23 protein-coding genes are annotated in these 22,013 nt (G+C 39.7%); 20 read left to right on the top strand and 3 right to left on the bottom strand.

Going from position 1 to position 22,013, the window contains the following annotated elements; translation table 11 throughout:
• Position 1 precedes the first annotated feature (1 nt).
• Complete coding sequence (locus J582_RS08685) at positions 2 to 562, bottom strand: PadR family transcriptional regulator (RefSeq protein WP_002050679.1); 561 nt, start codon at positions 560 to 562, stop codon at positions 2 to 4.
• A gap of 135 nt (positions 563 to 697) precedes the next feature.
• On the opposite strand from J582_RS08685, the gene J582_RS08680 reads away from it, so the two are divergent.
• From J582_RS08680 to J582_RS08665, 4 genes are all read left to right on the top strand, one after another.
• Positions 698 to 2,722, top strand: coding sequence for an NADPH-dependent 2,4-dienoyl-CoA reductase (locus J582_RS08680; protein ID WP_032047763.1), 2,025 nt, complete (start codon positions 698 to 700; stop codon positions 2,720 to 2,722).
• A gap of 72 nt (positions 2,723 to 2,794) precedes the next feature.
• Positions 2,795 to 3,202, top strand: coding sequence for a nuclear transport factor 2 family protein (locus J582_RS08675; RefSeq protein WP_032047762.1), 408 nt, complete (start codon positions 2,795 to 2,797; stop codon positions 3,200 to 3,202).
• 37 nt (positions 3,203 to 3,239) lie between these two features.
• Positions 3,240 to 3,956, top strand: coding sequence for an SGNH/GDSL hydrolase family protein (locus J582_RS08670; RefSeq protein ID WP_032047761.1), 717 nt, complete (start codon positions 3,240 to 3,242; stop codon positions 3,954 to 3,956).
• Positions 3,957 to 3,975: 19 nt separating this feature from the next.
• The gene (locus J582_RS08665; RefSeq protein WP_032047759.1) at positions 3,976 to 5,070 is read left to right on the top strand and encodes a YheT family hydrolase; all 1,095 of its coding nucleotides are present in this window, start codon (positions 3,976 to 3,978) and stop codon (positions 5,068 to 5,070) included.
• Between the two features lie 189 nt (positions 5,071 to 5,259).
• On the opposite strand, the gene J582_RS08660 is transcribed toward J582_RS08665, so the two are convergent.
• Entirely contained in the window at positions 5,260 to 5,748 is a 489-nt protein-coding gene (locus tag J582_RS08660) for a hypothetical protein (protein WP_032047758.1), read from the bottom strand.
• 223 nt (positions 5,749 to 5,971) lie between these two features.
• On the opposite strand from J582_RS08660, the gene J582_RS08655 reads away from it, so the two are divergent.
• From J582_RS08655 to eno, 3 genes are read left to right on the top strand one after another with little or no spacing between them, the layout of a single operon-like run.
• Entirely contained in the window at positions 5,972 to 7,609 is a 1,638-nt protein-coding gene (locus tag J582_RS08655) for a CTP synthase (protein WP_002050609.1), read from the top strand.
• Between the two features lie 30 nt (positions 7,610 to 7,639).
• Positions 7,640 to 8,497: a 3-deoxy-8-phosphooctulonate synthase gene (gene kdsA / locus J582_RS08650; RefSeq protein ID WP_002050694.1), complete on the top strand. Its 858-nt coding sequence runs from the start codon at positions 7,640 to 7,642 to the stop codon at positions 8,495 to 8,497.
• Between the two features lie 45 nt (positions 8,498 to 8,542).
• Positions 8,543 to 9,832 carry a phosphopyruvate hydratase gene (gene eno, locus J582_RS08645; RefSeq protein WP_004708520.1) on the top strand — a complete coding sequence of 430 codons (1,290 nt, stop codon included), beginning with the start codon at positions 8,543 to 8,545 and terminating at the stop codon, positions 9,830 to 9,832.
• 95 nt (positions 9,833 to 9,927) lie between these two features.
• On the opposite strand, the gene J582_RS08640 is transcribed toward eno, so the two are convergent.
• On the bottom strand, positions 9,928 to 10,605 hold the full coding sequence (locus J582_RS08640) for a DUF421 domain-containing protein (protein ID WP_032047757.1): 678 nt from the start codon (positions 10,603 to 10,605) through the stop codon (positions 9,928 to 9,930).
• 211 nt (positions 10,606 to 10,816) lie between these two features.
• Here J582_RS08640 and J582_RS08635 point away from each other — a divergent pair, with 211 nt between their 5' ends.
• The 13 genes from J582_RS08635 (at position 10,817) to aroD (ending at position 22,004) form a co-directional block, all read left to right on the top strand.
• Positions 10,817 to 11,545: a sulfite exporter TauE/SafE family protein gene (locus J582_RS08635; protein ID WP_032047755.1), complete on the top strand. Its 729-nt coding sequence runs from the start codon at positions 10,817 to 10,819 to the stop codon at positions 11,543 to 11,545.
• Between the two features lie 231 nt (positions 11,546 to 11,776).
• Positions 11,777 to 12,166 (top strand): cell division protein FtsB, encoded by a 390-nt coding sequence (gene ftsB, locus J582_RS08630; RefSeq protein ID WP_004701341.1) that lies wholly within the window; start codon positions 11,777 to 11,779, stop codon positions 12,164 to 12,166.
• Positions 12,132 to 12,848: a 2-C-methyl-D-erythritol 4-phosphate cytidylyltransferase gene (gene ispD / locus J582_RS08625; RefSeq protein ID WP_032047753.1), complete on the top strand. Its 717-nt coding sequence runs from the start codon at positions 12,132 to 12,134 to the stop codon at positions 12,846 to 12,848. Before ftsB ends, ispD begins: the two co-directional genes overlap by 35 nt.
• 344 nt (positions 12,849 to 13,192) lie before the next feature.
• A complete protein-coding gene (locus J582_RS08620; RefSeq protein ID WP_032047752.1) occupies positions 13,193 to 13,864 on the top strand; it encodes a 3-oxoacid CoA-transferase subunit A in 672 nt (223 codons plus the stop codon).
• Between the two features lie 18 nt (positions 13,865 to 13,882).
• Positions 13,883 to 14,536 (top strand): 3-oxoacid CoA-transferase subunit B, encoded by a 654-nt coding sequence (locus J582_RS08615; protein ID WP_004792076.1) that lies wholly within the window; start codon positions 13,883 to 13,885, stop codon positions 14,534 to 14,536.
• 12 nt (positions 14,537 to 14,548) lie between these two features.
• Positions 14,549 to 15,760, top strand: a complete 1,212-nt coding sequence (gene pcaF, locus J582_RS08610) for a 3-oxoadipyl-CoA thiolase (RefSeq protein WP_032047751.1) — start codon at positions 14,549 to 14,551, stop codon at positions 15,758 to 15,760.
• Between the two features lie 2 nt (positions 15,761 to 15,762).
• Positions 15,763 to 17,118, top strand: a complete 1,356-nt coding sequence (locus tag J582_RS08605; protein WP_032047750.1) for a 3-carboxy-cis,cis-muconate cycloisomerase — start codon at positions 15,763 to 15,765, stop codon at positions 17,116 to 17,118.
• Complete coding sequence (pcaD, locus tag J582_RS08600) at positions 17,115 to 17,900, top strand: 3-oxoadipate enol-lactonase (RefSeq protein WP_032047748.1); 786 nt, start codon at positions 17,115 to 17,117, stop codon at positions 17,898 to 17,900. The genes J582_RS08605 and pcaD overlap by 4 nt, the downstream gene beginning before the upstream one ends.
• 42 nt (positions 17,901 to 17,942) lie before the next feature.
• A complete protein-coding gene (locus J582_RS08595) occupies positions 17,943 to 19,298 on the top strand; it encodes an MFS transporter (protein WP_002048835.1) in 1,356 nt (451 codons plus the stop codon).
• A 15-nt stretch (positions 19,299 to 19,313) separates the two neighbouring features.
• On the top strand, positions 19,314 to 19,727 hold the full coding sequence (gene pcaC, locus J582_RS08590) for a 4-carboxymuconolactone decarboxylase (RefSeq protein ID WP_000997505.1): 414 nt from the start codon (positions 19,314 to 19,316) through the stop codon (positions 19,725 to 19,727).
• A 10-nt stretch (positions 19,728 to 19,737) separates the two neighbouring features.
• Positions 19,738 to 20,463, top strand: a complete 726-nt coding sequence (pcaH, locus tag J582_RS08585) for a protocatechuate 3,4-dioxygenase subunit beta (protein ID WP_000077913.1) — start codon at positions 19,738 to 19,740, stop codon at positions 20,461 to 20,463.
• A 14-nt stretch (positions 20,464 to 20,477) separates the two neighbouring features.
• Entirely contained in the window at positions 20,478 to 21,107 is a 630-nt protein-coding gene (pcaG, locus tag J582_RS08580) for a protocatechuate 3,4-dioxygenase subunit alpha (RefSeq protein WP_002048841.1), read from the top strand.
• A gap of 69 nt (positions 21,108 to 21,176) precedes the next feature.
• Positions 21,177 to 22,004 carry a type I 3-dehydroquinate dehydratase gene (aroD, locus tag J582_RS08575; RefSeq protein ID WP_080961401.1) on the top strand — a complete coding sequence of 276 codons (828 nt, stop codon included), beginning with the start codon at positions 21,177 to 21,179 and terminating at the stop codon, positions 22,002 to 22,004.
• Positions 22,005 to 22,013: the final 9 nt, after the last annotated feature.

Raw genomic sequence — 22,013 nt, 5'->3', positions numbered from 1 at the left:
GTTATTCTCCAGATGCGTTATCTTGAGCAAAAAGTTTTAATTGTGGGATGACCTGTTCTAACCATTTGATCCACTCAGTTTCCATAGTGATACCGAGTTCCAAGATCATTTTGTGGATATATAAAACTCGATTATTCAAGTCATCACTATCTTTAAAATCTTTATCGTAAATATTTTGGTAAAGCTTAAGCTTTTCTTGGTGTAAGCCAAGATGTCGTAACAGTTCGGGTAATATTTGATTATTGCCCAATTGTGCCTCGGCACGCAATCTTACCATTAAGTCATCTCTAAGCTGAGCGGGTTCACTTTGCTGTGTCATCCATGAGGCAAGTTCTATACGCCCAAGTTGTTCGACTTGATAAGTCTTTTTTCGGCCGCTATCCATCTCATTTTCTAAAGTAGAAACCCAGCCTTTTTTTAGCATGTTATTGAGTTCACGATAAATTTGCTGATGTGTGGCATTCCAGAAAAAGCCCATAGAGCGGTCAAAACGGCGAGCGAGTTCAAAGCCAGTGCTTGGACGTTCTAGTAAGCTGGTTAGTAAAACATGGGGAAGTGACATGGCAATCCGTTTGTAAGCAAAAGTAAAGTGTGACTCATAAGATTATGCAACATGTTGCATAAAAGTCAAAATTTGATTATAAATTTGTGCAACAAGTTGCATTAAGCAAGCAGATTAGCAAGCCAAGGAGTTGTTATGTCGTTATATCCACATTTATTAAAACCATTAGATTTAGGTTTTACGACATTAAAAAATCGCGTATTGATGGGGTCTATGCACGTTGGTCTAGAAGAAGCGCCAGGTGGCTATGAGCGCATGGCGGCTTTTTATGCGGAACGTGCTAAAGGAGATGTTGGTCTTATTGTTACTGGCGGTATTGCACCTAATCAGGCAGGTTTAACCTTTGCTCATGCTTCTAAGCTAGATAGCACAGAAGAAGCCGAAAAACATAAAGTCATTACCGAAGCTGTACATGCTGCTGGCGGAAAGATTGCTTTACAGATATTACATACGGGTCGATATTCTTATCAGCCAGAGATTGTTGCACCTTCGGCAATTCAAGCACCGATTAATCCAATTAAACCTAAAGCAATGACTTCTGCAGAGGTTCAACAAACGATTGATGATTTTGCAAACTGTGCGAAGCTTGCTCAATACGCTGGATATGACGGCGTTGAGATTATGGGTTCTGAAGGTTATTTAATTAATGAGTTTATAGCAGCAAGAACAAACCATCGTGATGATGAATGGGGTGGTAGCTATGAAAACCGTATTCGTTTTCCTATCGAGATTGTAAAACGTACACGTGAAATAGTGGGTGAAAACTTTATTATTATTTACCGTTTATCTATGCTTGATTTAGTTGAAGGCGGATCTACTTTAGAAGAAGTGATTCAACTTGCTAAAGCAATTGAAAAAGCTGGCGCTACGATCATTAATACGGGTATTGGCTGGCATGAAGCTCGTATACCAACAATTGCCACTAAAGTTCCAAGAGCTGCATTTACTTGGGTCACTGAAAAATTAAAAGGTGAAGTTTCAGTTCCATTAATTACCTCAAACCGTATTAATACCCCAGAAATGGCTGAACATGTATTGGCATCGGGTCATGCAGATATGGTTTCAATGGCACGTCCAATGCTTGCAGATCCTGAGTTTGTTTTAAAAGCAAGTGAAGGTCGTAGTGATGAAATCAATACCTGTATTGGCTGTAACCAAGCCTGTCTTGATCATATTTTCTCTATGAAAATCGCAACATGTCTAGTTAACCCTCGCGCATGTTATGAAACAGAACTTATTTTTAAAGAAGCACGAAATCAGAAAAATATTGCTGTCATTGGTGCAGGACCAGCAGGTTTAAGTTTTGCTGTATATGCGGCAGATCGTGGACACCAAGTTAAAATCTTTGAAGCAAGTCATCAAATTGGTGGACAGTTTAATATTGCTAAAACTGTGCCTGGTAAAGAAGAGTTCTACGAAACACTACGTTATTTTAATCGTCAAATTGAATTACGTCCGAACATTGAACTTGTATTAAATCATAAAGCGACTTATGAAGAGTTAAGCCAATCAGACTTCGATGAAATTGTAGTTGCAACTGGTGTAACACCTCGTCAATTACAATTTGAAGGTATTGATCATCCAAAAGTACTGAGCTACTTACAAGTACTTAAAGAGCGTGTACCAGTAGGTCAACGTGTTGCCATTATTGGGGCAGGTGGTATCGGTTTTGATACAGCTGAGTATCTAACCCATGAAGGTGAAAGTGGTAGTTTAAATCCAGAAAAATTTTATGAAGAGTGGGGTATTGATACTCACTATGAACACGTTGGTGGTTTAAAGCAGCCGAAAGTTGAAGCTTCTGAACGAGAAATCTATTTGTTACAACGTAAAGCTTCTTCAGTAGGTGCGGGACTAGGTAAAACGACTGGTTGGATTCACCGTACAGGGCTTAAGAACAGAAATGTGAAAATGTTGGCAGGCGTACAGTATGACAAAGTAGATGATCAAGGACTTCATATTACTGTTGATGGAAAACCAACAGTGCTTGAAGTTGATAACGTAGTGATTTGCGCAGGGCAAGAATCATTTACTGCAATGTATGACCAATTAAAAGCAGATGGTAAGAATGTTCATTTGATTGGTGGTGCTAAAGAAGCAGGTGAACTAGATGCTAAACGTGCTATTCGTCAAGGTGCTGAACTAGCAGCGGTTCTTTAATGATTTCAATGAGCACTGTCTTGGGTAAGAGAGTGCTCATGATTAAAAACTATTTGAAGGAAAAATAAAAAAATGACACTCGAAACAACTAAACAGTCATTAGAAAAATGGCATCACATGGTTAAATCAAATGACTTATCGAACTTAAATGATTTGCTGGCAGATGAAGTCGTTTTCCGTTCACCAGTCGCTTATAAACCTTATGAGGGAAGACAAGTTGTTTTCTTTATTCTTACTAATGTGATTCAAGTATTCCAAAATTTTACCTATTACAGAGAGTTTTACACAGAAGATGGTGAAAATGTAGTACTGGAGTTTAGTGCGAATGTAGGTGATAAATCATTAAAAGGGATTGACATGATTCGCTTTAATGAACAGGGTAAAATTATTGATTTTGAAGTAATGATTCGTCCAATGAGTGGTTTAGCTGCATTAGCTGAGCAAATGGGTATAAGAATAGCTCAATTTAAACCTCAATAATTTTGTTAAATAGCCTAAGAGTATTGAGATATATAAAATGTGGTTAAAACTTTCAACATTGCTTTTATTGCCCATACTATTTGTACAAGGTAGTAAAGTTCGAAAGAACACGCCACGTTTAGCAGAAGCCAAAGGTGAACGAGAAGGTTGTATTGGTCAAGGCAAGCCTTTATCCATGCTTATTTTGGGAGATTCTGCTGCAGCAGGTGTTGGTGTAGAAAATCAGAAAGATGCTTTGTCTGGTGCTATTATTCAAGAACTGCAAAATGAATTTTCCCTGCAATGGAAACTTCATGCTAAAACTGGTGATACAACTCGACAAGTTTTTAATGCTTTACAGCATTTAGACGAGCAGAAGTATGATGTGATTGTGACATCTATTGGTGTAAACGATGTTACTAAATTAACTTCTGCTAAATCATGGATTAAACAACAGAAGCAATTATTTGAGCACATACAGAAACGTTTTCAGCCAAAGTTGATTATCGTTTCTGGTGTGCCTCCAATGCAACATTTCCCTGCTTTACCCAATCCACTAGCTTGGTTATTTGGGCAATATGCAGAGCAAATGAATCAAAAATTACAACAATGGTTAGCACCGCAGAGCCAGTTTAAGTTTCTTCAATACGATATTGAAAATTTTCAAGCCATGAATTTGACAATGGCAAGTGATGGTTTTCATCCAAGTAAAGAAGTTTACGCAATTTGGGGAAGGCAGGTTGCTGCTTTAGTGCGGCAATCATTTAACTCATAGTCAGAGGTAGTCATTGGACATGGGCATATCTGTTTTTAGTAAAATTAAAGATTTCGGTTCAGAGCTGTTTGATTTAGTGTTAGGTGCTGAGCATCCAAAAGTTTATTATGATCCTCAAGGGCAAATAAAAGATGTGTTGGAGAAGCTTCCTCAACTCAAACAGAAATATCGACCTACGCCTTGGTTAACCAACAGTCATGTCCATTTACTCTATTTTGATCTTATTAGAAAACAGACAATAAAGTTGGCATATGACCGAATTGATCAACTCACTATGAGTGATGGTGGGATTACCGCTATAGCTTGGTATGGATATGATTTACCGGCAGATACTCCAACAATTGTAATTATGCATACTATTACAGGTACGCCTGAAAGTATGCGTGAGTTAGTACGTGATTTGAATCAATATACAGGCTGGCGAATTGCACTATGCCTGCGCCGTGGGCACGCAGGTTTGCCAATGCCTGTGCCGCAAATTTCTCTTTTTGGATCTACTAGTGATTTAAAAGAACAGCTTAACTATATTCAAAGTTTATTTCCGACATCAGATTTATATGCAGTAGGTTCTTCAGCAGGTACTGGCTTGCTTGTTCGTTATTTAGGTGAACAAGGCGAAGATACACCTTTTAAAGCTGCTTTTGCGATGTGCCCGGGTTATAACACGGAAATTGGTTTTAAAAATGTTCATCCTTTTTACAGTAAAATGATGACGAAAAAACTCTTCAAGTATTTTATTTATCCGTATCAAAATACGTGGAGCAAAATAGCATCTTTAGAAAAAGTCTTATCGACGACCAATTTAGAAGAATTTGAAAAAGAATACTTTGAAATGGCAGGTTTTCAAGATTACGAGACTTACTGTAAATCTATTAACCCGATTTATGTGTTTGAAAATATCAAAATTCCATTAATGATTCTTAATGCAGAAGATGACCCTGTTTGCTCTATTAAAAATTTAGAACCTTATAAAGAGCCAATTCAGCAAATGAGTACTGTTGCTGTAGTCACAACTAAAAAGGGAAGTCATTGTGCATTTTATGAAGGATGGCGCAGTACGTCATGGGCAGCACGTCTTATGTCTGATTATTTTCTAATTGAACGAAATAAATAGATAATTATTGAATATATAAGTGAAGCTCAAATTTTGGGCTTTATTTTTATATCTTAAAATAAGAGCGGTATTGCTTCATTTTTCCAAGTGTTTGAATTGAAATTTAAATGAATTTAATCTGTTTTTATTATGAATTTTGTATAAATGCCCAAATCAAAAAATTAATTTGGGCATTTATAAAACAGAAGCTTAGTTTTTAAGTGCTGGTGTTGCAGCAGCAATTGCAGCAGCAACTGCGTCATCTTCTGTCTTCGCAGGCTCAGTTGCCTTAGCTGGTTTAGGCTGAGCCTTTTCAGGTTTAGGTTCTGCTTTAGGCTCAGGTTTTTTTTCAGGTTTAGGTTCTACCTTTGGTGTCTCAGATTTAGGTTGTTCAGCAACTTGTGTCTGTGAAGATTCAGCAGAATGCGCAGGACGGGTTTCTCGGCGAATTTCAGTTGTAGTATTAGTTGTTTCTTCACGTTCAACTTCAACTTGTGGTTGCGCTGGAACTTGAGCTTCTTGATGAGTATCTACACTCTCTAAAGATTCAAATTTTGCAGGCTTCTCTGGTTGAGGTTCTGAAACAGCAGTTTCAACCTTGTCTTGCTCTTCTTCTTTCGGTGTCTCTTTTTTAACGCATGCGGTTAACAATAGTCCAGCCGCAATTGCAGCACAGATTAAAAGTTTTTTATTTGCCATTGCCCTAAACAACATTTAATTGAGGAATTGGCATTATAACAGTAAATAGCAATGAAAAAATCATGTCAGATTGAGCTAATTTTTTATTAAAAATGCTGATAGAATAACCAGTTGTTTATTGTTCTTTGAATTGATGCGGTTTGACTTTGCTTTATAGGGGCAGAGTACAGTAAAATTGCCAAACATTGTAGGCCGATTTCGGCTTGATTGTACGAGAAACTTAATGACCCATTTTATTTTTGTCACTGGTGGTGTGGTTTCATCGCTAGGTAAAGGTATTTCTGCTGCTTCTGTTGCTGCACTTTTGGAAGCTCGTGGCTTAAAAGTCACAATGGTTAAAATGGATCCTTATATTAATGTCGATCCAGGGACAATGAGCCCATTCCAGCATGGTGAAGTTTTTGTTACCGAAGATGGTGCAGAAACCGATCTGGATCTGGGTTATTACGAACGTTTCTTACGTCGCGCGAAAATGACCAAACTAAATAACTTCACTAGTGGTCGTGTATATCAAGACGTTTTAAATAAAGAACGTCGTGGTGATTACTTAGGTGGTACAGTTCAGGTTATTCCTCATATTACCGATAATATTAAAGAACGTGTTCTTCGCGCAGGTGAAGGCTACGATGTTGCTATCGTAGAGATTGGTGGCACCGTAGGTGATATCGAATCTTTACCGTTCATGGAATCGGTTCGTCAGTTAATGGTTGAGCTTGGTCATAAACGTACCATGCTTATGCATTTAACTTTATTGCCATATATTAAGTCGGCAGCAGAGTTAAAAACTAAACCAACTCAGCATTCTGTAAAAGAGTTACTTTCAATCGGTATTCAGCCAGACATTCTTATCTGCCGTACTGAATATGATGTAGATGTTGATACTAAACGCAAAATTGCATTATTCACTAACGTGGAAGCACGTGCTGTAGTGGTATGTAAAGATGCAAAAACGATTTATCAAATTCCACGTACCTTCTATGAACAAAACGTTGATGATCTAATTTGTGAGCGTTTTGGATTTAATGATCTTCCAGAAGCAAATCTAGAAGATTGGGACAATGTAGTCGAAGCATTACTGAACCCTGAATACACTTTACGTGTAGCTATGGTTGGTAAATATGTTGAGTTACCAGATGCTTATAAATCTGTAAACGAAGCATTGTTACATGCGGGTATTAAAAATCGTGTAAAAGTACAAATTGATTATGTCAACGCTGAAGAGCTTGAAAGCCAAGACGTATCTATTTTAAGTACAGCTGACGCAATTTTAGTACCAGGTGGTTTTGGTGAACGTGGTACTGAAGGCAAAATGAAAGCTATTCAATACGCACGTGAAAATCGTATTCCTTTCTTAGGAATCTGTTTAGGTATGCAATTGGCAGTTATTGAATATGCTCGCCATGTTGCAGGTATGCCAGAAGCATCTTCTACAGAATTTAACCGTTCTACAAAATATCCACTCATTGGTTTAATTACTGAATGGTTAGATGAGCGTGGTGAATTACAACAGCGTAGCCTTGAGTCTGACTTAGGCGGAACAATGCGTTTAGGTGCACAAAAATCAGAATTGGTTGAAGGCACAAAAACACGTGAAGTCTACGGAAAAGCTGAAATCACTGAGCGTCATCGTCATCGTTATGAAATGAATAATCGTTTCATTGAGGCGATTGAAAAAGCGGGCATGAAGATTTCTGGTTATTCTTCAGCACAACATTTGGTTGAAACTGTAGAAATTCCTGACCATCCTTGGTTTATTGCTGTACAATTCCACCCGGAATTTACAAGTTCACCACGTGATGGACATCCATTATTTGCTAGTTTTATTGACGCTGCAAAAACACAGCATCAAAAAAGTAAGTAATGCGATTTTAAATAAACTGGGAAAGTTTAAATGCCACAATTAAAACCACAAGAAGTTGTACGTTTAGGCGATATACAAATGGCAAATCATTTGCCATTTGTATTATTTGGCGGAATGAACGTACTTGAGTCAAAAGATTTAGCTTTTGAAATTGCTGAAACTTATATTGATATTTGTAAACGCCTAGATATTCCTTATGTATTTAAGGCGAGCTTTGATAAAGCAAACCGTTCTAGTTTGCATTCATTCCGTGGTCCTGGACTTGAAAAGGGTATTGAATGGTTAGGTGACATTAAAAAGCATTTTAATGTTCCAATTATTACCGACGTTCACGAACCATATCAGGCAGCACCAGTTGCCGAAGTCGCTGATATTATCCAGCTTCCAGCTTTTTTAAGTCGTCAAACTGATCTTGTTGAAGCAATGGCTAAAACCCAAGCTATTATCAACATTAAAAAAGCACAGTTTTTAGCTCCTCATGAAATGCGTCATATTTTGCATAAATGTTTGGAAGCTGGAAATGACAAACTTATTCTTTGTGAGCGTGGCTCAGCATTTGGCTATAACAATTTAGTTGTAGATATGCTTGGCTTTGACATCATGAAAGAAATGAATGTACCGGTATTCTTTGACGTGACTCATGCTTTACAAACTCCAGGTGGTCGTTCTGACTCAGCTGGCGGTCGCCGTGCTCAAATTACAACTTTGGCGCGTGCTGGTATGGCAACAGGTTTAGCGGGATTATTCCTAGAGTCTCATCCAGATCCAGACAAAGCAAAATGTGATGGACCATCTGCATTGCGCCTGTCGCAGCTTGAGCCATTCTTGGCACAACTAAAAGAATTGGATACTTTAGTTAAAGGATTCAAAAAGTTAGATACTCATTGATGCAGGAACTTGCATCGCGTTATTCATTCAACTGAGGAATTGTTCATGAGCCAAATCGTTGACATTCGTGCACGTGAAATTTTGGACTCTCGTGGTAACCCAACCATCGAAGCAGACGTCATCTTAGAATCTGGGGTGGTTGGTCGTGCATGTGCACCATCTGGTGCTTCAACTGGTTCTCGTGAAGCTTTAGAACTTCGTGACGGTGACAAATCACGTTACTTGGGTAAAGGCGTTCGTACTGCTGTTCAGAATGTAAATAGCTCAATTCATGAATTGCTTGTTGGTCAGAGTGTTTTTGATCAAAAAGCACTTGATGAAAAAATGATTGCATTTGACGGTACTGAAAACAAATCTAAATTAGGTGCGAATGCAACTTTGGCAGTATCTTTGGCAGCAGCTCACGCAGCAGCAGCTGAACAAAAACTTCCATTGTTCCAATATATTGCTAACTTACGTGGTCAAACTACTTTGACTATGCCTGTACCAATGATGAACATTTTGAACGGTGGTGCTCACGCAGACAACACTGTTGATATTCAAGAGTTCATGATTGAGCCAGTTGGTTTTACTTCATTTGCTGAAGCATTGCGTGCTGGTGCAGAAGTATTCCATTCTTTGAAATCAGTTCTTAAAAAACAAGGTTTGAATACAGCTGTAGGTGATGAAGGTGGTTTTGCACCTAACCTTCGTTCAAACGAAGAAGCAATTACTGTAATTCTTCAAGCAATTGAGCAAACTGGTTATAAAGCTGGTTCAGATATGATGCTTGCACTTGACTGTGCATCTTCAGAATTCTACAAGAATGGTCAATATATTCTTGAAGGTGAGGGCAACAAGTCTTTTACAAGCAATCAATTTGCTGATTACTTAGCTGGTCTTGTTAAGCAATATCCAATTATCTCTATTGAAGATGGTTTAGATGAGTCTGATTGGGAAGGCTGGAGCTATTTAACTTCAATTCTTGGTGATAAAATCCAATTGGTTGGTGACGATTTATTCGTAACTAATCCTAAGATTTTACAACGTGGTATTGATGAGAAAGTAGGTAACTCAATTCTGATCAAATATAACCAGATTGGTACATTGACTGAAACTTTAGATGCAATCTACCTTGCTAAAGCAAATGGTTACACGACTGTTATTTCTCACCGTTCTGGTGAAACAGAAGATTCAACTATTGCTGATTTAGCAGTTGGTACAGCAGCAGGTCAAATCAAGACTGGTTCACTTTGCCGTTCTGACCGTGTTTCTAAATATAACCAATTACTTCGTATTGAAGAGTTGACTAAAGCGGTTTACCGCGGTAAAGCTGAGTTCAAAGGTTTAAACTAATCTTTTGAATAATACTTTGCTGATTTAAATATTGATGACAAATTAATATTTAAAATATAAGTGCTATTTCTTTTTTGGGAATAGCACTTTTTTATTTATCCTAAACGTCGAGTTTTTAAAGATTCAGCCCAACTATGATGATGACAACGAGAACATTCTTGGTTAATTTTATTTAAAACCTTAGTCTCGCCACATTTCATACAAGAATAAAAAGTATTAATTTTAAGTACTCTAGCTTTGTTATAGGCATCGGGAAATAAAGGAAGTCCCCATTTAACATCTTCATCCTCATAATAAAGTAAGCTCAAAATGCCATCGGATTCAAGCAGTGCTGTTCTGACTTGACCTAAATGTTCTACGTTTTGCTGGCGCATTTCTGAGAAAAATTCATCGTGAGAATATGTTTGTTTCTGAAAATCTTTGTAGACCAAAAGACCCTCTTTGACGACGCAAAGAGCTCTTCCTTCTAACAATGTTTCAATTTTTTTGTGCTTTACCATACCCCAAGTGATAAGGCGATATAAAAAGAGGATTGCAACAAAAACTACTAAAGCGTGTGCAATTGGAACGTCTTTAGTAAACATAGGGTCACCAGCTGCAGATCCTAAACATAAAATGATAGCCAGTTCGAATAAAGAGAGTTGTCGAATACCACGTTTACCAGATAGTCTTAAAAAGCTAATGATAATAATGAACATGACAGTGCATCTTATTAAAATTTCTAAAGCAAAGCCCCATGTGGTATCACCAATAAAAATATTAGAAAGATCCATCTTTATCTCGCTTTTTCAAATTTTACAGATAGGGTAGATTTAAAATTCATAGCAAAATAAAAATCAAAAAACTATAGTTTTTAAGTGGTTATTGGTTAAAAGTATAAAAGATGTGTGATCGTGTATTAATTAAAAATAAATGAAATTCGTAGTGCGATTTTAAAACATAGATTATTGTAGTCTCTTAAGAATAATTATTTTGGTTTGGACTATGATCTATGTGGCACTTGCTTTTATTGGAGTTCTTTCAGGGCTGATTAGTGGAGTGGTTGGAACTGGATCATCAATTATTTTATTACCAATTCTTGCTTATATTTTTGGGGCCAAACTTGTTGTACCTATTATGGCAATTGCTGCAATTATGGGGAACATTTCACGTGTGATAATGTGGCGTAAAGAGCTTAATATTAGAGCATTTCTTTTATTTACAAGTTTGGGCATACCAGCAACGATACTCGGAGCCAATACATTATGGGTGATGTCACCTATGTTATCCAACTTATGTATAGGTGTATTTTTCTTCTGTTTAATACCGATTAGGCATTATGCCAAACGTCATAGTTTTAAATTTAGTTCATGGCAAATGGTCATTGCTGGGGGAGTGCTGGGCTATATCACAGGTGTTGTTTTTTCGACAGGCCCCTTATTACTCCCAGTTTTTAATGGTTTCGGTTTAACGAAGGGGGCTCTCTTGGCGACAGAGGCTGCCGCTTCATTTGGTATCTACGTAACAAAAAGCTTAACTTTTGGTGCACTAAGCGTTTTAAAACAAAATATTTTAATTGCGGGAGTTGCTGTTGGTTTTTCTCTAATTATTGGCAATTATATTGGCAAAACTTTTGTAATAAAGATGTCTGAGAAAACTTTTGATTTATTGCTAGATTGTATGTTGGTAGTTGCTGGTTTTTCGATGATATTGGCAGTTTTTAATCATTCTTAACAGTAACTTTTATATGCATAGATTGATTTATAAACAGTTGTGTTTATAAACATTATTTTCCTTTCCAATTGAGTTTAATTTTGACAAAATGAAACATGTCACAATGGTCAATTTAAAGTAATATGGCCATTCATAGTTTTGCAGGAATGTTGCAGGAATTTTGCATGTCGCTTGTAAATTGTCATACAATACAAAAACTTAATAAAGTTTTTAATTAAAGCTCTTAATGCTATGTTAGAAGTATTTCGATCCACTTCAAGCAAACTTATTTTGCTACTGGTTATTGTTTTAGTAGCTATATTGCAATATCAGTTCTGGTTAGGTGAGGGTGGTTATTTTCCTCATCAAGCACTTATGCAGCAAATTCAACAACAAGCTGAAGTAAATGATGAGCTTAAAGAGCGAAACCGTATTTTGGCAGCTGAGGTTTTCGACCTAAAAAATGGTACGGAAGCGATAGAAGAACATGCTCGTCTGGATCTTGGTTTGGTTAAGCCCCACGAAACATTTGTTCAAATGAGTACGATCAGTACTAATTATAAACCTATTTATATTGACCCGAACGCTAAAGTAGATTTGGAAACTAATGAGACACCTCCATCACCAGATATCCCAGACTAAACTATGGGCAGTTATTCCTGCTGCTGGTTCAGGAAGTCGTTTTTCCAAAACTGAATTAAAGCAATATCAATACATTCAAGATGTGACAGTGTTAGAGCATACTGTTAAGCGTTTAGCTGAGCTTCCATTAGCTGGCTATGTCTTAGCAATTGGTGCGCAGGATACTCTTGCTTCTACTTTAGCTTTTAGCGAAAAGCATAAGGTACATTTTTGTAATGGTGGTGCTGAGCGAGTCCATTCGGTTTTAAATGCGCTAAATTATCTGTCACAAATTACAGATGAGGATGATTGGGTGTTGGTACACGATGCTGCACGACCTTGTGTAACCCTTGATTGCTTAAATGCTCTTGTTTTGCATGCGATAAGTTCAAATCAAAGTGCTATTTTGGCAATTCCTGTGCGCGATACGTTGAAGCTTGTAGATAAAGAACAGCAGATTAATAAAACGGTAAGTCGAGAGTTATTGTGGCAGGCTCAAACGCCTCAAATTGCAAAAATTGGGACACTTAAAAAGGCGATTGAACAAGCGCTAATTAATAATTTGACTATTACTGATGAGGCAAGCGCGCTTGAGTTTATGGGGGAGAGCGTACATGTAGTTATGGGACGGTCTGATAATATAAAAATTACTTATCCCGATGATTTAGAACTTGCGCGTTTGATTCTGCAATCACAATCTTAATATTTTATATACTTAATAGCAGGCTATTTTATTTTAAAATAGCCTAAGTATACGTTTCATTTCTACACATCTATTCAAAATAATTTATATTTTTTTATAGCGGAAGTAGATAACATCATTATGTAATTTAATTAGATAATGTTCGATAGTCGAACAAAAAAATCCTAAATCGAACAAAAGTGTATGTAGCTTACTAGATCAAAATCTGAAAATTATCAAAAATAATCAAAAGGGAAATCTAAGGGAAACACTCGGGATTGAGTGAAATATTTATCTATCTTATTACCCCAGTGTGCCTATTCTCTTACCTTTCTCTTCTTCAATGAGCACAATGGAGTTGTCTAATGATTGACAAAAGTAAGTCCTCACTAAGCGAGGTTCTATCGCAAATTAAAGATGGTGCAACCATTCTGATTGGTGGTTTTGGTACCGCAGGACAACCCGCTGAACTCATTGACGGTCTTATTGAATTGGGTATTAAAGATTTAACCATTGTCAGCAATAACGCCGGTAATGGTGATTACGGTCTGGCTAAACTGCTTAAGGCTGGTTCGGTTAAAAAAGTAATCTGTTCTTTCCCTCGTCAGTCAGACTCTTATGTGTTTGATGAGTTGTACCGTGCTGGAAAGGTCGAGCTTGAAGTAGTGCCACAAGGTAATCTGGCTTGCCGTATTCAAGCTGCTGGTATGGGACTTGGCGCTGTGTTTACTCCAACAGGCTTTGGAACACTTTTGGCTGAGGGCAAAGAAACCCGTGAGATTGATGGAAAGAACTATGTCCTTGAATATCCAATTAAGGCGGACTTTGCTTTGATTAAAGCCTATAAGGGCGACCGCTGGGGCAATCTGGTTTACCGTAAATCTGCACGTAACTTTGGCCCGATTATGGCCATGGCTGCGGATGTCACCATTGCTCAGGTTTCTGAAGTGGTTGAACTCGGTGGCCTAGATCCAGAACACATCATCACCCCAGGTATCTTTGTACAGCACGTTGTACAAGTACAGCCCGCACAGTAAGCAATAAGGAGAAATAACATGAGCTACCAGAAACTCAGCCGTGACCAGATTGCAAAACGTGTGGCACAAGATATTCCAGATGGCGCCTATGTAAACTTGGGCATTGGCTTACCGACTAAAATTGCCAGCTACTTACCTAACGATAAAGATATTTTCCTTCATTCTGAAAATGGACTATTGGCTTTTGGCCCGCCACCAGCTGCAGGTGAAGAAGACCCTGAACTGATTAATGCGGGTAAAGAGTTTGTGACCATGCTAGAAGGCGGCAGCTTTTTCCACCATGGCGACTCGTTTGCGATGATGCGTGGTGGTCACCTTGATATTGCCGTGCTTGGAGCATTTCAGGTTGCTGCGAATGGTGACTTGGCCAACTGGCATACAGGTGCGCCGGATGCGATTCCTGCGGTGGGTGGTGCGATGGATTTGGCAGTTGGTGCCAAGAAAGTATTTATCACCACAGACCATGTGACCAAACAGGGTGAACCAAAGATTGTGGCTGAGCTGACTTATCCGGTAACGGGTAAACACTGTGTTGACCGTATTTACACTGACCTGTGTGTAATTGATGTGACCAAAGATGGTTTAAAGGTGATTGAGAAAGTAGAAGGTCTTAGCTTTGATGAGTTACAGGCTTTAACAGGTGCAACTTTGATTGATGCGACCCAAGGGTAAGGAAGTAGGGAAATGACATTAAAAAATGCTTATATCATCGATGCCATCCGTACTCCATTCGGCCGTTATGCAGGTGGCCTTGCTCCCGTTCGTGCCGATGACCTTGGCGCTGTGCCGATTAAAGCTCTTATGCAGCGTAACCCAAATATTGATTGGGAGCAGGTCGATGATGTGATCTATGGCTGTGCCAACCAAGCCGGTGAAGACAACCGTAATGTCGGTCGTATGTCAGCACTGCTTGCTGGTTTACCTTATCAGGTGCCGGCAACCACCATTAACCGTTTGTGCGGTTCATCACTCGATGCAATTGCCATTGCTGCACGCGCGATTAAAGCTGGCGAAGCAAACCTGGTGATTGCAGGTGGTGTAGAAAGCATGAGCCGTGCACCTTATGTGATGGGTAAGTCAGACAGTGCCTTTGGCCGCAGCCAGAAGATTGAAGACACCACCATGGGATGGCGTTTCATTAACCCAAAACTTAAAGAATTGTATGGTGTAGACACCATGCCCCAGACTGCCGAAAACGTGGCTGAACAGTTCAACGTCAATCGTGCAGATCAGGACCAGTTTGCCTTGGTGAGCCAACAACGCACCGCAAGCGCGCAAGCCAAAGGCTTTTTTTCTAAAGAAATCGTGGCAGTTGAAATCCCCCAGCGTAAGGGGGAGACTGTTGTGATTGATACCGATGAACATCCACGTGCATCAACCACACTTGAAGGCTTAAGCAAACTTAAACCAGTTGTGAAAGCAGATGGCACAGTTACTGCGGGCAATGCTTCAGGCATCAACGATGGCGCAGCAGCTCTACTGATTGCTTCTGATGAAGCAGTTCAGGCTTACAACCTCAAACCACGTGCCAAGATCATTGCTTCAACAGCGGTGGGTGTAGAACCACGCATTATGGGTTTTGCTCCAGCACCAGCCATTAAAAAATTACTTAAACAAACCAACCTGACTTTAGAGCAAATGGATGTAATTGAGCTGAATGAAGCCTTTGCTGCACAGGCTTTGGCAGTGACTCGTGATTTAGATTTACCAGACAACTCTGACAAGGTAAATCCAAACGGTGGTGCCATTGCTTTAGGTCATCCGCTTGGTGCATCAGGTGCACGCTTAGTGACTACAGCCTTAAACCAGCTTGAACAAACAGGCGGCCGTTATGCCTTATGTTCAATGTGTATTGGTGTGGGACAAGGTATTGCTTTGATTATTGAGAGAGTCTAATCATGAGTCAGTTATATGCCAGCTTGTTTTACCAAAAAGACGTCATAGACATCTTTAGTGATTCATCCTTAATCGCATACATGATTCAGGTTGAAGTTGCGTTAGCCCAAGCGCAGGCACAAGTTGGCGTGATTCCTCAAAATGCAGCAAATACCATTGCTCAAGTAGGTGAGCAGGCGCTAGAAAAGTTTGATTTTTCCGCTTTGGCGGTAGCAACTGGCTTAGCTGGGAATATCGCAATTCCGTTTGTAAAGCAGCTTACGGCAATTGTTAAAGATACTGATGAAGATGCTTCACGTTATGTGCATTGGGGTGCAACCAGTCAGGATATTTTAGACACAGCTTGTATTTTGCAATGCCGTGATGCGTTGAGTGTTATGGAAGCGCACCTTCAACAGTGCTACACCACAGCATTACAACAAGCTAAACAATATCGCCATCAAGTCATGATTGGGCGTACATGGTTACAGCAAGCTTTACCTATTACTTTAGGCCATAAGCTTGCTCGTTGGGCTTCTGCATTTAAACGTGATTTAGACCGTATACAAGCTATGAAATCACGTGTGCTCACTGCTCAGTTAGGCGGTGCTGTGGGTTCGTTGGCTTCATTGCAAGACCAAGGTTCGCTTGTGGTCAGTGCATTTGCGGAGCAACTGAATCTGACTGTACCAACAAGTACATGGCATGGTGAGCGTGACCGTATTGTAGAAATTGCAAGTGTGCTTGGCATGATTGTCGGGAATACGGGCAAGATGGCACGCGATTGGTCACTCATGATGCAAACTGAAATTGCAGAGTTGTTTGAGCCAACCGCAAAGGGTCGTGGTGGTTCATCGACCATGCCTCATAAGCGTAATCCAGTCGCAGCAGCTTCAGTACTTGCAGCAGCGAATCGTGTACCAGCGCTGATGTCTAGCATTTATCAAAGCATGGTACAGGAACATGAACGGAGTTTAGGTGCATGGCATGCAGAATGGTTAGCAGTTCCAGAAATCTTTCAGCTTTGTGCTGGAGCATTAAGCCGTACTAATGAAGTTCTACAAGGTTTTGAAGTTAATGCTGAGCATATGCAACAGAACCTTGAGTGTACCAACGGATTAATTATGGCAGAAGCTGTGATGATGGCACTTGCTCCCAAGATTGGCCGTTTAAATGCTCATCATTTAGTTGAAGCTGCATGTAAGACAGCGGTAGCACAAAACCAGCATTTGTTTGATGTTGTTAGCCAACTAGATGAAGTAAAAGGACAGTTTAGCCAGCAAGAAATACGAGATATTTTCAAACCAGAAAATTATTTAGGCAATATTCAGCAACAGATTGATGCGGTTTTGCAAGAAGCACAAGGAGAGTCAAAGTGAAACAGACTATTCGTAATCGTCAAGGAAAACAGTTAGCAGTTTATATAGATGGTCTAAAAGATGCTTCTGTGCTTGTGTTTTCTAATTCATTAGGAACAGACCATGGTATGTGGCAACCTCAGCTGAATGAGTTAAAAAGTCATTTTAATGTCATTACATACGACACACGTGGTCATGGTGAAAGTGATGTAATTAGTGAGACCACATTGCAAAACTTAGCTGAAGATGTTGTTGATATTTTAGATGCCTTGAATATTGAAAAAGCTCATTTTTGTGGCATTTCAATGGGCGGAATTACAGGGCTTTGGTTGGGTATTCATCATCAAAATCGTTTTAATAGCATTACAGTTGCAAACTCGGCAGCCAAAATTGGTCAGACTGAAGCTTGGTTAAGTCGTGCTGAATCGGTAGAACAAAATGGCTTAGCTGAGCTGGTTAAAACCACGCATACCCGCTGGTTCAGTGAAAAATTCGACTATCAACATAATATTGTTGCACAGACGACGATTCAAAGTCTGGCAAACACACCAGCACAAGGTTATGCCAACGCATGTCGTGCTTTAGCGTATGCCGATTTAAGAGATGAAATTGCACAAATTCAAATTCCAGTACTGCTGATTGCAGGAACAGAAGATCCGGTAACTACAGTAGCAGATGCCGAATTTATGCAGAAGGCAATTAAGAACAGTCAGCTAGCAAAACTGGAAGCATCTCATCTTTCTAATATTGAGCAACCACAGAGATTTACACAGGAATTGACTAGGTTTATTCAGCAAATCTAATCGCTTAGTAATTTAAAAGGAATTGGCCTTAAGGAGGCAAATATGGCGTCTCAGGATTACGCTACACCAAACAAAAGCATCGATGCTCAAGCACTGATTAATGATGCTCCACTTAGTAAATATCAATGGATGATCGCAATCATCTGTTTCTTAATTATTTTTACTGATGGTATCGATACAGCTGCGATGGGCTTTATTGCACCAGCATTGGCACAAGACTGGGGAATTGATCGTTCTCAGTTAGGACCGGTGATGAGTGCAGCACTTGGTGGAATGATTATTGGCGCTTTAGTTTCTGGTCCGACAGCGGACCGTTTCGGTCGAAAAGTTGTTTTAGCTGTGGCAATGCTTGTGTTCGGTGGTTTTACTTTGGCATCTGCTTATGCAACCAACTTGGATAGCCTTGTCGTTTTACGTTTTTTAACCGGTATTGGCCTTGGTGCAGCAATGCCAAATGCCACCACTTTATTTTCTGAGTACTGTCCAACCCGCATTCGCTCATTACTCGTGACATGTATGTTCTGTGGCTACAACTTGGGTATGGCTACTGGCGGTTTTATTAGTAGCTGGCTTATCCCGACTTATGGTTGGCATAGCTTATTTTTGCTCGGCGGCTGGTCACCTTTAATTTTAATGATTTTAGTGATTGTAGTGCTACCTGAGTCTTACCGCTTCTTAATCGTGAAAGGTAAGAATCCAGAAAAAGTACGCAAAATCTTAAATCATATTGCGCCAACACAAATTCAGAATGCGACTGCATTTCACGTTCCTGAAGAAAAAACTGAAACAGCTCAAAAGAAAAATGTCTTTGGAATTATGTTTTCTAAGCCATATGCCAAAGGAACAATTTTACTTTGGGTAACTTACTTCATGGGACTCGTGGTTGTGTACTTGCTGACAAGCTGGTTACCAACACTTATGCGTGAAACAGGTGCTTCGATGGAGCGTGCTGCATTTATTGGAGGTTTGTTCCAGTTCGGCGGTGTGGTAAGCGCTTTGTTCATTGGCTGGGCAATGGACAAATTCAACCCGAACCGAGTCATCGCTATTTTCTACTTTGCCGCAGGTCTATTTGCAATTGCGGTCGGTCAAAGCTTAGGCAACTCAACCTTACTTGCAGTATTAGTGCTTTGTGCTGGTATCGCCATTAATGGTGCGCAATCTTCGATGCCTGCGTTAAGTGCACGCTTCTATCCAACTCAGTGCCGTGCAACGGGTGTGTCTTGGATGACTGGTATTGGGCGTTTTGGTGCGGTATTTGGTGCATGGATTGGTGCGGTGCTACTCGGTAATGATTGGTCATTCACCGCTATTCTCAGTTTATTACTAATTCCAGCGACTGCTGCGGCTGTTGCTGTATTTGTTAAATCACTTGTTGCGCATACCGATGCAACTTAATAGAGGTCTATCACAATGAATGATGAACAACGCTATAAACAAGGCATTGAAGTGCGGACTGAAGTTTTAGGTGAAAAGCATGTTGGTCGGTCTTTGCAAAACCTAAATGACTTTAACCAAGATTTTCAAAATTTTATTAGCCGTTACGCATGGGGTGAGGTGTGGTCGCGTCCGGGCTTGCCACGTCATACACGTAGTTTAGTGACTATCGCAATTTTATTGGCACTGGGCCGTGAAGATGAACTACGCATGCATTTACGTGCTTGTTTCAACAATGGTGTAACCAAAGAAGATTTAAAAGAGCTGATCTTACACAGTTCACTCTATGCAGGTTTACCTGCTGCAAACGCTGCAATGCACATGGCTGAAGAAGTCTTTAAAGAGTTGGGAATAGAAGTAAACCCAATTGCAGCGAAAGAACAGGATTAAGGAGATAAAGATGTCACAACATAGCTGGGGTGCCTACGCCCAACGTAATACAGATGATCATCCACCAGCGTATACGCCAGGTTATAAAACAAGTGTATTGCGTTCGCCAAAAAATGCATTGATCTCTATTAACGAGACTTTAACTGAAGTTACTGCACCGCATTTTTCTTCAAATCTATTTGGTCCAAAAGATAACGATTTGATTTTGAACTATGCCAAAGATGGTTTGCCAATTGGTGAGCGTGTCATTGTTCATGGCTATGTTCGTGATCAGTTTGGTCGTCCTGTAAAAAATGCACTTCTAGAAGTATGGCAAGCCAATGCTTCTGGTCGTTATCGTCATCCAAATGACAAGTTTATTGGTGCAATGGACCCTAACTTTGGTGGTTGTGGTCGTACCTTAACAGATGAAAACGGTTTTTATATTTTCCGTACCATTAAACCGGGTCCGTACCCATGGCGTAACCGTATTAATGAATGGCGTCCTGCCCATATTCATTTCTCATTAATTGCTGATGGTTGGGCGCAGCGTTTGATTTCGCAATTTTATTTTGAAGGTGACACGCTCATCGACACTTGCCCGATCTTAAAAACAATTCCTTCTGAAGATCAACGTCGTGCCTTGATTGCGCTAGAAGATAAAAACAACTTTATCGAAGCCGATAGCCGTTGTTACCGTTTTGACATCACTTTGCGTGGTCGTCGAGCGACTTACTTCGAAAATGAATTGACTTAATCGGGAGCACGAGCATGAATAACTGGAATTTTCAGGAATTAAAAGAAACTCCATCTCAAACAGGTGGTCCTTACGTTCATATTGGGTTATTGCCACAACAAGCAAATATCGAAGTGTTTGAAAACAACTTTAATAACCAATTAGTACAAGACCAGACTCAAGGTGAACGTATTCGTCTTGAAGGTCAAGTGTTTGACGGGTTAGGTCTACCTTTACGTGATGTGCTTATCGAGATTTGGCAGGCTGATGCAAATGGTATCTACCCAAGTCATGCCGATACACGGGAGCAAAAAGCTGATCCTGCATTTCACGGCTGGGGTCGTACAGGTGCAGACTTTGAAACAGGTATTTGGAGTTTCAATACGATTAAACCGGGCGCGACAGCAGGCCGTAAAGGCTCAACTCAGGCACCACATATTGCATTAGTCATTTTCGCTCGCGGTATTAACTTAGGTCTTCATACACGTGTTTATTTTGACGATGAAGCTGAGGCAAATGCTAACGACCCAATTCTAAATAGTATTGAATGGGCACCACGTCGCCAAACACTTATTGCGAAACGTTTTGAAGAAAATGGTGAAGTTGTTTATCGCTTCGATATTCGCATTCAAGGCGATGATGAAACTGTATTTTTTGATATTTAAGAAACACCTAAGGCTACACCTGATTATTCAAGGATGTGTGTAGCCTTTTTAAGGATGAACTCTATGAACATGAAAACATTATTAAGCCTAAGTTTGCTTGTAGTCCCATTTTTTACAGCACAGGCAAATGCTGAACCTGTCGTTTTGGCTGCTCAAACACAAACTGCATCTACAGCTGTTAAAACGATTGTTCCGATTACCGCAAAAACCAAAGAACAAGCTCTGGCACAGGCTCAAGTGATTGCAAACACAGCAGATGCTGATTTGGCAGAGTTCCGTATCGATTTATTAAGCTTTGCCAGCGATACAAAACAAGTCATTGCCTTAGGTCATGAGTTGAAAAAGATTTTAGGCAACAAGCCATTGATTGCCACCATTCGTACGAAAAACGAAGGAGGTCAGCTTGAAATTAGTGATGCGGATTATGGTAAGACCTATCAAGCTTACTTAAAAAATCCGTTCATGGACTGGTTAGATGTTGAAATGTTCCGTGATCAAAAAGTAGTTTCAGAAATTGTTCAAAAAGCACATCAAAAGAAAGTGCTCGTTGTCATGTCTAATCACGACTTCCAAAAAACACCAAGCCAAGATGAAATTGAAAAACGCTTGTTAAAACAAGATCAAATGGGCGCAGATGTTCTCAAAATTGCTGTAATGCCTAAATCTAAACAAGATGTTTTCACTTTAATGAACGCAACTTTAAAGGTAAGCCAGCAGACCACTAAACCTTTATTGACGATGTCGATGGGCCAATTAGGTACGATTTCTCGTGTTGCAACTGCCAATATGGGCGGAAGTTATAGCTTTGGCATGATTGGTCAGGCTTCTGCACCAGGTCAAATTGATGTGACTAAGCTCAAACAGATTTTACAAACCGTTCAACCAACAAACCCATAAATCATAAGG

This window comes from Acinetobacter sp. 1566109 (assembly GCF_000582255.1).
GTDB classification, from domain to species: domain Bacteria; phylum Pseudomonadota; class Gammaproteobacteria; order Pseudomonadales; family Moraxellaceae; genus Acinetobacter; species Acinetobacter nosocomialis.
Note: the sequence above shows the minus strand (reverse complement) of the source record. Positions and strands in the feature narration are given on the sequence as shown.

Coding starts and splice junctions, on each gene's coding strand:
- J582_RS08685 (WP_002050679.1), bottom strand. CDS start 562: ATGTCACTTCCCCATGTTTTACTAACCAGCTTACTAGAACGTCCAAGC.
- J582_RS08680 (WP_032047763.1), top strand. CDS start 698: ATGTCGTTATATCCACATTTATTAAAACCATTAGATTTAGGTTTTACG.
- J582_RS08675 (WP_032047762.1), top strand. CDS start 2,795: ATGACACTCGAAACAACTAAACAGTCATTAGAAAAATGGCATCACATG.
- J582_RS08670 (WP_032047761.1), top strand. CDS start 3,240: ATGTGGTTAAAACTTTCAACATTGCTTTTATTGCCCATACTATTTGTA.
- J582_RS08665 (WP_032047759.1), top strand. CDS start 3,976: ATGGGCATATCTGTTTTTAGTAAAATTAAAGATTTCGGTTCAGAGCTG.
- J582_RS08660 (WP_032047758.1), bottom strand. CDS start 5,748: ATGGCAAATAAAAAACTTTTAATCTGTGCTGCAATTGCGGCTGGACTA.
- J582_RS08655 (WP_002050609.1), top strand. CDS start 5,972: ATGACCCATTTTATTTTTGTCACTGGTGGTGTGGTTTCATCGCTAGGT.
- kdsA (WP_002050694.1), top strand. CDS start 7,640: ATGCCACAATTAAAACCACAAGAAGTTGTACGTTTAGGCGATATACAA.
- eno (WP_004708520.1), top strand. CDS start 8,543: ATGAGCCAAATCGTTGACATTCGTGCACGTGAAATTTTGGACTCTCGT.
- J582_RS08640 (WP_032047757.1), bottom strand. CDS start 10,605: ATGGATCTTTCTAATATTTTTATTGGTGATACCACATGGGGCTTTGCT.
- J582_RS08635 (WP_032047755.1), top strand. CDS start 10,817: ATGATCTATGTGGCACTTGCTTTTATTGGAGTTCTTTCAGGGCTGATT.
- ftsB (WP_004701341.1), top strand. CDS start 11,777: ATGTTAGAAGTATTTCGATCCACTTCAAGCAAACTTATTTTGCTACTG.
- ispD (WP_032047753.1), top strand. CDS start 12,132: ATGAGACACCTCCATCACCAGATATCCCAGACTAAACTATGGGCAGTT.
- J582_RS08620 (WP_032047752.1), top strand. CDS start 13,193: ATGATTGACAAAAGTAAGTCCTCACTAAGCGAGGTTCTATCGCAAATT.
- J582_RS08615 (WP_004792076.1), top strand. CDS start 13,883: ATGAGCTACCAGAAACTCAGCCGTGACCAGATTGCAAAACGTGTGGCA.
- pcaF (WP_032047751.1), top strand. CDS start 14,549: ATGACATTAAAAAATGCTTATATCATCGATGCCATCCGTACTCCATTC.
- J582_RS08605 (WP_032047750.1), top strand. CDS start 15,763: ATGAGTCAGTTATATGCCAGCTTGTTTTACCAAAAAGACGTCATAGAC.
- J582_RS08595 (WP_002048835.1), top strand. CDS start 17,943: ATGGCGTCTCAGGATTACGCTACACCAAACAAAAGCATCGATGCTCAA.
- pcaC (WP_000997505.1), top strand. CDS start 19,314: ATGAATGATGAACAACGCTATAAACAAGGCATTGAAGTGCGGACTGAA.
- pcaH (WP_000077913.1), top strand. CDS start 19,738: ATGTCACAACATAGCTGGGGTGCCTACGCCCAACGTAATACAGATGAT.
- pcaG (WP_002048841.1), top strand. CDS start 20,478: ATGAATAACTGGAATTTTCAGGAATTAAAAGAAACTCCATCTCAAACA.
- aroD (WP_080961401.1), top strand. CDS start 21,177: ATGAAAACATTATTAAGCCTAAGTTTGCTTGTAGTCCCATTTTTTACA.